Annotated in this window: 11 protein-coding genes; 5 read left to right on the top strand and 6 right to left on the bottom strand. The window is 72.4% G+C overall.

Going from position 1 to position 11,510, the window contains the following annotated elements:
- Positions 1 to 71: 71 nt before the first annotated feature.
- Together IQ210_RS28575 and IQ210_RS28570 are read right to left on the bottom strand one after the other, a co-directional pair.
- Positions 72 to 560: a hypothetical protein gene (locus tag IQ210_RS28575; RefSeq protein ID WP_194082032.1), complete on the bottom strand. Its 489-nt coding sequence runs from the start codon at positions 558 to 560 to the stop codon at positions 72 to 74.
- Between the two features lie 60 nt (positions 561 to 620).
- Complete coding sequence (locus tag IQ210_RS28570) at positions 621 to 2,666, bottom strand: DUF1996 domain-containing protein (RefSeq protein ID WP_194082209.1); 2,046 nt, start codon at positions 2,664 to 2,666, stop codon at positions 621 to 623.
- A 304-nt stretch (positions 2,667 to 2,970) separates the two neighbouring features.
- On the opposite strand from IQ210_RS28570, the gene IQ210_RS28565 reads away from it, so the two are divergent.
- Positions 2,971 to 3,441, top strand: coding sequence for a DUF5709 domain-containing protein (locus IQ210_RS28565; protein ID WP_194082031.1), 471 nt, complete (start codon positions 2,971 to 2,973; stop codon positions 3,439 to 3,441).
- 291 nt (positions 3,442 to 3,732) lie between these two features.
- The gene (locus IQ210_RS28560; protein ID WP_194082030.1) at positions 3,733 to 4,986 is read left to right on the top strand and encodes a sulfite oxidase; all 1,254 of its coding nucleotides are present in this window, start codon (positions 3,733 to 3,735) and stop codon (positions 4,984 to 4,986) included.
- 14 nt (positions 4,987 to 5,000) lie between these two features.
- Here the strand turns inward: IQ210_RS28560 and IQ210_RS28555 are convergent, their stop codons facing one another.
- Complete coding sequence (locus tag IQ210_RS28555; protein ID WP_194082029.1) at positions 5,001 to 6,056, bottom strand: Glu/Leu/Phe/Val dehydrogenase; 1,056 nt, start codon at positions 6,054 to 6,056, stop codon at positions 5,001 to 5,003.
- Positions 6,057 to 6,135: 79 nt separating this feature from the next.
- Here IQ210_RS28555 and IQ210_RS28550 point away from each other — a divergent pair, with 79 nt between their 5' ends.
- The gene (locus IQ210_RS28550) at positions 6,136 to 6,591 is read left to right on the top strand and encodes an Lrp/AsnC family transcriptional regulator (RefSeq protein WP_194082028.1); all 456 of its coding nucleotides are present in this window, start codon (positions 6,136 to 6,138) and stop codon (positions 6,589 to 6,591) included.
- A gap of 7 nt (positions 6,592 to 6,598) precedes the next feature.
- On the opposite strand, the gene IQ210_RS28545 is transcribed toward IQ210_RS28550, so the two are convergent.
- Together IQ210_RS28545 and IQ210_RS28540 are read right to left on the bottom strand one after the other, a co-directional pair.
- The gene (locus IQ210_RS28545) at positions 6,599 to 7,693 is read right to left on the bottom strand and encodes a winged helix DNA-binding domain-containing protein (protein WP_194082027.1); all 1,095 of its coding nucleotides are present in this window, start codon (positions 7,691 to 7,693) and stop codon (positions 6,599 to 6,601) included.
- A 14-nt stretch (positions 7,694 to 7,707) separates the two neighbouring features.
- Entirely contained in the window at positions 7,708 to 8,130 is a 423-nt protein-coding gene (locus IQ210_RS28540; RefSeq protein WP_194082026.1) for a VOC family protein, read from the bottom strand.
- Between the two features lie 107 nt (positions 8,131 to 8,237).
- Here IQ210_RS28540 and IQ210_RS28535 point away from each other — a divergent pair, with 107 nt between their 5' ends.
- Positions 8,238 to 9,236 (top strand): helix-turn-helix transcriptional regulator, encoded by a 999-nt coding sequence (locus tag IQ210_RS28535; protein WP_194082025.1) that lies wholly within the window; start codon positions 8,238 to 8,240, stop codon positions 9,234 to 9,236.
- Here the strand turns inward: IQ210_RS28535 and IQ210_RS28530 are convergent.
- Positions 9,199 to 10,107, bottom strand: coding sequence for a glycoside hydrolase family 16 protein (locus tag IQ210_RS28530; protein ID WP_194082024.1), 909 nt, complete (start codon positions 10,105 to 10,107; stop codon positions 9,199 to 9,201). The genes IQ210_RS28535 and IQ210_RS28530 overlap by 38 nt on opposite strands.
- A 239-nt stretch (positions 10,108 to 10,346) precedes the next feature.
- On the opposite strand from IQ210_RS28530, the gene IQ210_RS28525 reads away from it, so the two are divergent.
- Positions 10,347 to 11,504 (top strand): FUSC family protein, encoded by a 1,158-nt coding sequence (locus tag IQ210_RS28525; protein ID WP_194082023.1) that lies wholly within the window; start codon positions 10,347 to 10,349, stop codon positions 11,502 to 11,504.
- Positions 11,505 to 11,510 lie beyond the last annotated feature (6 nt).

Here is an 11,510-nt window from a genome sequence, read left to right as displayed (position 1 = left end):
CGGGAACGCGGCCTCGACGGTGGTGTGCGGAGCCGGACAGAAGCGCGCGGTGCGCGCCCCGACCGCGGCGATCAGTCCGTGTGCCTGTGCATCACATGGAGGTAGTGGCGGTCGCGGTAGGGCACCTGCTGGTCCCGGGCCGGGAGGCCGAAAACCGCGCACACGTCGGCGGGCCGGGTGAGGAGGCTGGACTGCTCACCGAAGGTGAGCACGTCGTTGACGTAGTGCGCGCAGCCCGCGGCGTCCAGCGCCGTCACGAATTGCTCGCGGTCCACGGTGGCCTCGTACGACTCCGAGTCGGGCAGCACCAGAGCGGGCAGCTGCGCGGGCGAGCTCCAGAGCTCGATCGCGAGGCCGCTCACCGTCCGCCGGGTGACGGTCAGCTTCAACCCGCCCCAGGCGTACGGGTAGCCGTCGATGTCCGGTCCCTTGAGGCGGATGGCGGGGTGCGGGCGCCCCGGACCGAGGAGTTCCTCGGCCTCGGTCAGGGGCATGCCGCACTCCAGGGGGCCGATCCGGCCGGTGCGGGCGAAGTCGACGAGGACGTCCATCAGGGTCACGGCAGTGACCTTGACATGTCCCGAGGTCCGCCCGCACTCCGATATCGGCGCGGGGTGGGCTCACATGTAACGGCGCCTGGTGCGTCGTAGGAGAACGAGACCGGAGATCAGGAGCACCGCGCCCGCCGCGGCCGGCCACAGCTGGGTGCCGGTCTCGGCGAGGCTGTCGCCGCCGCCCTGAGGCTCGGTCTGTGCCCCGAGCGGAGGCTGCGCCACGGCGCCGGTCGAGGGGCTGCTGCTCTCGGAGGTGCCTGCCGTGTCGTCGTCGGCTGCCGGGGTCTGGGTGGCAGGCCGTTGCGTAGCCGAGGGCGAGGTGTACGTCCTCGGTTCGTCGGCGGCCGGTGCGGTGCTCTCCTCTGCTGTCGGCGTCGGCTGCTCCTGGGGCTCGTCGTCGGAGCCGCCGTTGTCGCCGGAACCGGAACCGGAATCGGAGCCGGAACCGGGCGCGGGGGCCGTCGTGTTGTCGCCGCCGGAACCGGGCTCCTGGGTGGCACCGCCGTCCGAGCCGTTGCCCCCGTTGCCGCCACCGCCGTTGTCATCGCCCCCGTTGTCGTTACCGCCGTTGTTATTGCCCCCGTTGTCGTTGCCTCCGTCGTTGCCGCCGTTCCCGGGCTCCTCGCCGCCGCCCCCGCCGGCGCCCGCGCCGCACTGCTTTCCGTCGTTGATGCAGCCGACCATCTCGTTCATCAGACCCTCGTCGAAGATGTTGATGAAGTCGCCGTGGTCGGTGACGGGCTTGTGCAGTTGCTCGGGGAAGGCGTCCACCGCGAAGAGCGGCGTGGTGCGACCGCCGTCCTGAAGGCTCGGCGCGTCGATGTCGTAGACGATGCGCTGGACGAGCTGCGGGATCGCCTGGAAGCCGGCCGGGCAGGCGCCGTCGGCCTGGGCGAACGCCACGTGGGTGCGGTGGTTGGCGCTGTCGATGTTGCGGCCGTCCCAGCAGCTCTGGAACTTGAAGGTGCGGACCACGTCACTGCCCTGCGGGCACAGCGGGTACTTGTCCTTCAGCTGGCGGTCCTCGAAGCCGGTGCAGCTCCAGGACGCGTTGGCGTTGGCGGTGCCGTTGACGAACGCCTTGGCGTCGCCGGTGATGATGCGCAGCAGCCGGGGCATGGCCGTGACCTTGCTGTTCGGGCTGCCGACGAAGGTGAGCGTGACCTCCTTGGGCGTGACGATCTCACCCGCGTTGCCCTCGATGCCGCCGCCGGGAGCGCCGGCGTCCTGCTCCTGGGTGCCGTTCTGCAGCCGAATGACGGGCCAGTAGTACGAGGACTTGTCGCCCTTGTCGACGCAGCTGGTGTCGCCGGCGGCGAGCTCGTTGTCGTCGGCGAAGGCGTTGTTGGCCTGGTTGCCGACGTAGTCGTGGAAGTGGTGGGCGCCGTTGGACACGCCGGGGGCCACGATCACGTTGTCCGAGTTGAACAGCCCGTTGGCGTTGACGCCGCAGCTGGTGACGAAGCTGCCCTTGGAGGCGTCGGCGCCGGGGTTGGGGGCCGGTGCGGCGGGCGGCGCGGTTTTGATGTCGGCGTAGTCGGCGGCGACGGGACCGTTGCCGGACTGACCGCCGTTGCCCTGCTGTTGACCACCCTGGTCCTGACCGTCCTGACCGTCCTGACCGCCCTGGTCCTGACCGTCCTGACCACTCTGGTCCTGGCCGTTCTGGTCGCCCTGTTCCTCTTGCCCCTGCTGGGTTCCCTCATCCCCGTTGGCCTGGTCGTCCGACTCACGGAGCGTGCACGGGGCCAACTGGTCGAGGCCCTCGGGGCGTTCACCCGTGCGTTCGAGCGCGGCGGCGATGCGCTGGATCGTCGCCGCCCGGTTCTCCGAGAGCGGCTGCACGACCTGGCTCACGGCGGCCTCACGGTCCTGCACCGCAGGGTCCTGCAACTGCTGGTAGGCCTGGGCCGTCTGCTGGTCCAGCTGGGCGAGCTCCTTGTCGACGTCCGCCCGCGCGTCGTCGGGCACGCTGGTCAACGTGTCACCCACGTCAGGGCAGTCGATGGTGCCCGCTCCCCAACCACCGTCCGCCGACAGGGTCGTCGGAGAGGTGTCCTCGGTCGCGGAGGCGTACACGTTCGCGGCCACCAGGCCGCCGCCTCCCAGCATGAGAGCCACGGCGGCAAAGGTGGCCCGCCGTGCACCTGTCGGGCGTCTGCGCTTACTGCGTCCCACGGAAGTACTCCTGCGTCGGTGGTCCGTCCGGCATGGAAATCCCCCGGCCCCATACGGATACGGGGCGACCTGTGTTCAACGGCCCCGGAAATTCACAGCACCCTCATATGCGCCACAGGGCTCCGCAGGAGGTCAGCCCCCTCATCCGCCCCCGGAAACATATGCCTGACGACAGGTGTCACGCCCTGGGTACTCGGTACTCCCCGCAGACAGAAACACGCACGTCCGGGAGGCGATCATGAGTGATGAGGACATGGCGGACGAGGTCTACCAGCCCACGGGCAGCAACGAGGACCAGGAGGACGCCGCTCCGCTGGATCTCCAGGACGCGGTGGACGAACGTACGTACGACGACATGCTGGACGAGGGGTACTCGCCGCCGGAGAAGCCGCTGGGCGTGACCAAGACGGGCACCACGGCGGCGGAGCAGCGGGAAGGGGAGTCCCTGGACGAACGGCTGCGCCAGGAGGTCGCCGACGTGACGGAACCGGCCGGGGACGGGATCGGGGACACCCTGGGGGCGACGGGCGAACCGCGCGACGAGGAGGTCGGCGCCGATCGGGCAGGCCGGTTGGTGGCGCCGGACGAGGGAGCGCACGAGGACACCACCAAGGAGCTGGTCGCCGAGGACCAGGGCATCGACGGCGGCGCGGCGGGCGCCGAGGAGGCCGCGGTGCACGTCGTACGGAAGGACCGCGTCGACGAGTGACGGCTGCCCCTGTCGAGGGCTGGGGTTTCCTCGTACGATGGCCCGCATGATCCTCAGCCGACGCCGCCCCGCCGTTCAGCGGTACCGCGTGCTCTCGTCGCACGGCTGTTGTTGATCTTCCAGTGGTAGCAGCGTAACGACCAGGCCGCACAGGCCGGTTGGCGCTGCTGCGCGCCTTCGGCGCGTCTTCCCCGCGCGGACACGCGTCGCTGCGCCACGCCCGGGTTCCGCGCACCCGAGGTTCCAACCCCCGCTCTCCTCCTGGCCGTTCCCCTGAAAGGGCAGACATCCATGCGTACACCCGAATTCGCCTACGACCGTCGCAGACTCCGGCAGTGGCTGGCCGGTGAGGCCCGCGCGGACGGGGTCTCGCGGCGGGACATGCTCCGGCTGCTCGCCGCGGCCGGCGGCGCCCTCGCCGCCCCCGCCGGGCTCAACACCCCTGCGGCGGCGGCCACTTCACCGGGGATCGTCAAACCGCTGCCCGACGAGTGGTTCACCGTACGCGGCACCAACGCGGAGACCAGGTTCGCCGCGCTCGCGGACACCGGCTATCACACGCCCGTGGACCGCTTCTTCGTCCGCAACCACACCTCCACCCCGGTCCTCGACGCCGCCGACTGGACCCTGACCGTGCACGGCGACGGGCTGGTCCACGGCCGCTCCGTGGAGTTCTCCCTCGACGACCTGAAGCGGTTGCCCGCCGTCACCCGTACGGCGTTCGTGGAGTGCGCGGGCAACGGGCGCAGGTTCTTCACCTCCCAGCAGGGCCAGACGGTCAGCGGCACCGCCTGGACGCTGGGAGCGATCGGTACCGCGCGTTGGCGCGGGGTGCGGCTCGCCGACGTCCTCCACCGGGCGGGGCTCGGCCGCGGCGCCGTGGACGTGATGCCCCGGGGCCTCGACGCCGCCTACGTGACCGCCGACGGGACCGACCTCGGCCGGGTCCGCCGCCCGCTGCCGCTGTCCAAGGCGCTGGACGACGTGCTGCTGGCGTACGAGATGAACGGCGAGCCGCTGCCGTACGACCACGGTCATCCCGTACGGGTCCTGGTCCCGTCCTGGGTCGGGATCGCGTCGATCAAGTGGGTCGGCGACATCGAGGTGTCGGCCCAGCCCCTGTACTCCCCCTGGAACACCGACTTCTACCGGCTCTTCGGCGACGCCTACCCGCCGGGCGGGAGCGCCCCGCTGACCCGTCAGACCGTGAAGAGCGCCTGGGAACTCGCCTGGGGTGCGAGCCTTGACGCCGGCCGGGAGCACCGGCTGACGGGGCGGTCCTGGTCCGGGGGCGGCGGCATCGTCCGCGTGGACGTCAGCACGGACGGCGGGACGCGCTGGCGGCGGGCCCGGCTGCACGACGCCGCCCACCGCGACGGCTGGGTCCGCTGGTCCACCGACTGGCGGCCGCCGGCGCCGGGACCGTACAGCCTGCTCGCTCGTGCCACGGACAGCGCCGGCCGCACCCAGCCGGACACGACCGTGGCGAACACCCAGGGGTATCTGTTCGACGCCGTGGTCCGGCATCCGGTGACCGTCGTGTGAGGGGGGACGGCCGCTCAGATGCTCGGGGAGGGCGCGGCGGCGGTCAGCCGGGACTCGGCGAGCTGCCGTGCGGCCCGCAGCGGGGTGACGTCGGTCGAACGGGCCAGTTCCAGCACATGGCTGACGGTGTCTCCGATCCCGTCCACCCGCTTGCGGGCGGCCTCGTGGCTGTCGTGGTCCGATTCCCGGCTGAGCGTGTAGACGATGCCGCCCGCGCCGGCGACGTAGTCCGGGACCCAGACGACTCCGTGTCGCGCGAGGGTGTCGGCGACGGAGTCCTCGGTGAGCTGGTTGTTCGCCGGGCCGACGACCAGGGGCGCGGCCAGGCGGGGCGCGCTCTCCTCGCTGAGGACGCCGCCGACCGCCGCCGGGACGAGGATGTGGGCCGGGACCGACAGTGCCTCGTCCGGCTCGACCCATCCGAAACCGGCGGCCAGCGCTGCCTCCCTGCGCGACTCCTCGACGTCCGAGACCAGGACCCGCGCGCCCTCGGCGGCCAGTCCGGCCGCGACCCGGCCACCGACCGAACCGAACCCACTGACGACCACCGTGCGACCGGCGCAGGAGGCGTCACCGAAGACATGCCGGGCCCCGGCACGCAGCGCGGCCAGGACGCCGGAGGCGGTGGGACCGCCGGAATCGCCGGTCCCGCCGTGCTCCTCGGGCGCGCAGTACGCGTACGGCGTGAACCGCTTCAGCACCAGCATGTCCTGCGGGCCGGTGCCGATGTCGGGGCCGGTGCGGTACGACCCCTGCCAGGGGGCGATCAGTTCACCGAGGTCCTCAAGGGCGGCCTCGCGCAGTGTCGCGGTGAGGTCGGTGTCCCGGTCGAGGGCGATGACGCTCTTGCCGCCGCCGAAGTCCAGACCGGCCACGGCCGCCTTGTAGGTCATGGCCTCCGACAGCCGCAGCGCGTCGGTGAGTGCGTCCCGCCAGGTGTCGTAGCGGCGCATCCGGCACCCGCCGACCGCCGGTCCGAGCGCGCGTGAATGGACGGCGACGATGATCGGCAGCCTGGACCGGCGACCGCGGCGGACGACGACCTCTTCGTGTTCGTATGTTTGGCTCATACGGCCGAAGCTAGGGTCGCTGACGGCCCAACTGGCCTTCGACCGAAGGAAATTCGGATTCCGGCTCGTGGAGGCGACCATGGACGAAGTTGATTCGGCGATCGTGCATCATCTGCAGAAGGACGGTCGGCTCTCCAACCGGGCGCTCGCCGAGAAGCTCGGCATCGCGCCGTCCACCTGCCTCGAACGCACCCGGCTGCTGCGGCAGCGCGGCATCATCGAGGGATACCGGGCCCAGGTCTCCCTGCGCGCGCTCAACCGCTCGGTGCAGGCGATGGTCGCCACGCAGATCCGGCCGTTGCGCCGGGACGTCGTCGCGGCCTTCGAGGAGTCGGTGACCCGGCTCCCGGAAGTCGTCTCCGTCTACACGATGGCCGGCAGCGACGACTTCCTCGTCCACGTGACGGCCCAGGACATCGACCATCTGCACGCCTTCCTGCTGGACCAGTTCACCAACCGGCGCGAGATCGTCGGCTTCCGCACCTCGATCATCTACCAGCACCTCACGAACCCGGTGCTCGATCCGCTGCCGTGACCCGGCGTCAGGCGACCGAGTCGATGTGGAGGTGCTCGATCCGTTCGTCCAGGAAAGCGGCCAACTCCCGTGCTTCCGCCCGGACTTCGTCCTCCTCCAGGGTGGTCAGGCGGCGCAGGGGGCTGACGCGGAGGCGGTCGTCGCGCACGGCCCAGGTCGCCGCGACGCGTCCGTCGACCAGGACCGTGCGATGGCCCGCGACGGACACCCCGAGATGGGCGGCGTCGACGATGCGGCTGCGGTCGTGGTAGCCGAGGAGGACGTTGTCGAAGGCCGGCAGGAAACGGACGGGCGCCGGGGTGTCGGGGTGCGGGCGGGGCGCGTCGGGCAGGTCGAACAGCTCCCGGCCGCGCGCGTCCCGGCAGACGACGAGCTCTTCCCGTACGGCCCTCACGGCGGCGGGAAGCCCGGTCAGACCGCACCAGGCACGCAGGTCCGCGCCGGCGGCGGGACCGTGGGCGGCGAGGTAACGGCGTACCAGCTGCCGCCCGACGGGGTCGTCGTCCCCGGCGGGCAGCGGATCGATGTCCCGCCCCAGCCAGGAGGCCAGCGGCACGTTGCGCACGCCGGCGGACTGCCGCCACAGGCCGCGCGGCGGCAGCTGGACCATGGGCACGAGAGCTGCGACGACCAGCTCGCCCAGGACCCGGCGCGGCGGCCCGGGCCAGCGATCCTCCAGGGCCTGCACCAGCTCGCGCATGGTGCGGGGCCGCTGGTCGGCCATGACCGCCCGGCCGGCGGCGGCGACCTCGTCCAGGTCGATCCCGGCCAACTCCCGCCGGTAGGTGCCCAGTACACGCCCGCGCAGCATCGAATCGTGGCGGGCCCGCCAGGCGAGCGCGTCGCCCGCGGTGACGAGGTGGACGGTACGGCGCATCAGGTGCGTGCGCACCACCGTGCGGCCGGTCATCGCCTCGTCCAGCTGCCCGGGCGTGAAGCCTGAGAGACGGGACCACAGCCCGATGAAGGGCTCCTGGGGTTCCTGCGCCTGCATCCCGCACAGGTGGGCCACCGCCTCGGGCACGGAGGCGTCGGCGCGGGTGAGCAGGTGCTGGCGGGCGAGGCCGGCGCGGTTGAGGGCGCGGTCGTCGAGGACGGTCATGGCGTTCCCGCGGCTCAGACGTGGTAGGGGACGGCCACGTCGAGCACCCAGGTGACGCCGAAGCGGTCGGTGAGCATGCCGTACAGCGGCGCCCACGGCGCGGCCTCCAGGGGACGTACGACCGTCGAGCCCGCGCTGAGCCTGCCCCACAAGGTGCTGATCTCCTCGGCGTCGGTGCCGCGCACGGAGACGAAGAACGGGTTCTCGCCCCGGTCCCAGGGCAGGTGCGAGGGCACGTCGTAGGCCATGACGTGGAAGCCGTCGTCCCCGGTCACCTCGCCCCACATCACCCAGTCCGCCTCGCTCTCGTCCCCTACGGCGCCGGCGTCCTTGTACGTGACCGCGACGGTGCGGCCACCGAACACGCTCCGGTAGAAGTCCAGCGCCTCGCGCGCGGCGCCACGGAAGTTCAGGTGGGTGGTGGTCGTGACGGACATGGTCTGCTCCTCGCCTCGATGTGCACGGCCGTGTCGACCGGCGCGTACGCCACCCTGGCGGAGGTAGCGGACAGGGTGTGTCCGCTACTTCGGCGACCATGGGACTCATGCGGAAAACGTCCTCCCGGCTGCTCGCGCTGCTCTCCCTGCTGCAGACACACCGTGACTGGTCCGGCGAGGAGCTCGCCGGGCGTCTCGACATCACCGCGCGCACCGTGCGCCGCGACATCGACCGCCTACGCGAGCTCGGCTACCTGATCACGACCGTCAAAGGGCCGGGCGGCGGCTATCGCCTCGCGGCCGGTAGTCAGCTGCCGCCCCTGCTGTTCGACGACGACCAGGCCGTCGCCCTGGCCGTCGCGCTGCGGACCGCGGCCACCGGCACCGGCGTCGCCGAGGACGCCGGCCGCGCCCTGGCCACCCTCCGCCAGGTCATGCCGCCCCGCCTGCGGCACCGCATCGACCTGGTGCGCGTCACCGCCGTCCCCGCGCCGGAAGCACCCGACGCCGCGCGGGTCGACGCCCAGGTGCTGACGGAACTGAGCCGCGCCGTCCACGCCCGCGAGGAACTGCGCCTCGACCACACCCCCGGGCACGGCGACGCGGCCGCCGAGCGCCGCCGTGTGCAACCCCACCACCTGGTCACCTGGCGGGACCGCTGGTACCTCGTCGCCTGGGACCTCGACCGCGAGGACTGGCGCACCTTCCGCGTCGACCGCATCCGCCCCCGCACCCCGACCGGCCCCCGGTTCACCCCACGCGAACTCCCCGGCGGCGACGTCGCCACCTTCGTCACCGGCCGGTTCCGCGGCAACGACGGCACCACCACCGACTGGCCCTGCCGAGGCGAAGTCGTCCTGCACCTCCCGGCCGCCGACGTCGCGCCCTTCGCCCAGGACGGAACCGTCGAGGAACTCGGCCCCCACCACTGCCGGCTCACCCTCGGCTCCTGGTCCTGGACCGGACTCGCCACCGCCATCGGCCACTTCGACGCCGACGTCGAAGTGGTCGGCCCACCCGAACTGGCCGCGGCGTTCGATGAGTTGGCCGCCCGCTACAGCCGCGCCGCTACTTCCAGTCGTACGCGTACGCCGCGACCCATGTGATGTCGAGCTGGGCGCTGCTGCCCGGCGCCGCCCCGGGTCCCTCCAGCGCGCTCTCGTTCTGCAGCACCCACGACAGCGGCTGGTCGGGCACCTCGCGGGTGTCGTGTCCGATCTGCCGGCCGTCGACGAAGAAGCGGACGTGGCCCGGCGTCCACTCCGTGGAGACCGTGTGCCACTCGGTCCAGTCGTCAGCGCCAGGGAAGTAGCCTTGCTCGCCGCCCCCGCACGGATGGTGGAACGCCGTCAGCGAGCCGGTCCACTCGCCCTCGGGATGGTCCATCTCGCAGCCGCCCCCGTAGTGCAGCCAGGCGGACTTGTAGCCGGGCGCCGGCTTCGTCACCTTGATCCGCGCGCTGTACTTGCCGTACGCCATCTCCATCACGGCCCGCGGAACCACCGCGGCGGCGTGCACGGGGCCGCCGTCGGCGGGCCGCCACATGCGGATGGTCATCCGTCCGTCGCTGTCTTCCGCGGGACCGACGCTGACGGTGTCCTCGGGGTGATAGACACCGACCACGTCCCGGCCCCGGCTGTTGGCGGTGTCGCGCCAACCGGTCGGATAGGCCCACCAGTTGTCGCGGTACGACCCGCTCAGGCCCCCGCAGTACGCGGCGGACGTGTCGACGTCGTGCTCGCAGTCGCTGAACGCGCCCAGCGGCACCACATCGCCGTTGAAGTCCTCCGCGAGCACCTGCCAGAAGGGACCGCAGTCGCCGCGGGGCAGGTTCACGCTCGTGGTGCGGCAGGCGTCGGCCGCGGCGGGTGCCCCGTCCGCGCGGGGGAGTCCCAGCAGGCCGGCCGCGGTCAGCACGACCGCGGAGGCGACCAGAAGTGCCTTCCGGTGGTGGTGTGGCGCCGCATGTGAACCCATCCGAGGCTCCCTCGATGCTCACCGGCTCGCGAAATCGGCGTTCGTCGACGCTCGTCGGCATCCGTCAGCGTTCGTCGGCCCTCATCGGCCCGAAGCAGCATCCTCGCGCGCAAGTCGGTGGGGAGCCATCCCCGCAACGGCCCGGGAAGGGGACGATCGCGCTCCGCCACGCCCGCCGCTCACGAACCCTGAGCCGCGCACTCAGGTGCGGCTCGCGCCAGATGTGGCACCTGTGTCCCATGGAGTGGATCGACAGGACGACCCGGGCGGTCAGGTGGCGCGCCGAGAACGCGGCGACGGCCGTACGGCGGGCCTGGGCGGAGCCGGGGCGTGAGCGGGACGTCGTGGCGCAGGCCGGGAAGGCGGCGCTGGCAGCCTGGGTGGCGTGGGCCGTCGCGGGCTGGTGGCTGGCGGCCCCGATGGCGTTCGTGGCGCCGTGGGTGGCGGTCGCGCTGGTGGAGTCGACGGTGTACCGGTCGGTCGCGCACGGGCTGCAACAGCTCGCGGCGATCGCGGTGGGCACCGTGGTGGCGACCGCCGCGGCGATGCTGCTGGGGGACGCCATGGTCACGATGGCCGTCGTCCTGCCGCTGGTGCTGCTGCTGGGACAGTGGCGGCGCCTCGGGAGCCAGGGCATCTTCGGCGCGACCGGGGCGCTGTTCGTCCTGACCGGCGGCGACGTCACGCTCGCCGGGGCGGCCGCACGCCTCTCGGAGGCGGTGTTCGGCGCGCTGGTCGGGGTGGCGGTCAACGCACTGATCCGGCCCCCGACCTACCTGCGGGACACGCGCGCCGCGCTGGCGGACGCCACCCGCGAGGCCCGAGACATCCTGGACGACGTGGCCGACGGGCTGACCGCCGCCGAATGGGACGACCACGAGGCAGGCGTACGGCACGAGCGCGCCCTGCGGCTGGGACGCCTCGTCGACCAGGCCAGGTCGGCGATCGGCTGGAGCGAGGAGAGCCTCCGGGGCAACCTCAGGCGGCCCCGCCGGCAGAGCGCGGCCGCGCACGGCACGACCTACGCCGACGCGCTGGCCGTGCTGGACTACGTCGCCGTCCACACCGCGGGCGTGACCCGCACCGTGCGCGAGGCGGCGGAGGGCACCACGCCCCGGCCGGCCGACACCGTCACCACCGCCTACGCCGACTTCCTGCGCGAGACGGCACGCGCCGTGCACCTCTACGGCGAGTACCGGTTCTCCGCGGACGGCCGGGACGAGACCGTCGGACGGGCCCTGAACGACACCGCCGCCGAGCTTCGACGCACCCTCGACGCCCTGCGCCGGCAGCTCCCCGGCGCCGCGCCCGACGACCCCGACGCGCTGGTCACGTACGGAACGCTGCTTGCACAGGCGCACCGCCTGGCCGACCACCTGGGTGCGGAACGGGTGTGACGACGG

It is taken from the genome of Streptomyces justiciae (assembly GCF_015163075.1).
Lineage (GTDB): Bacteria > Actinomycetota > Actinomycetes > Streptomycetales > Streptomycetaceae > Streptomyces > Streptomyces justiciae.
The sequence above is the reverse complement of the archived record's forward strand: the minus strand, read 5'-3'. Positions and strand labels throughout refer to the sequence as shown.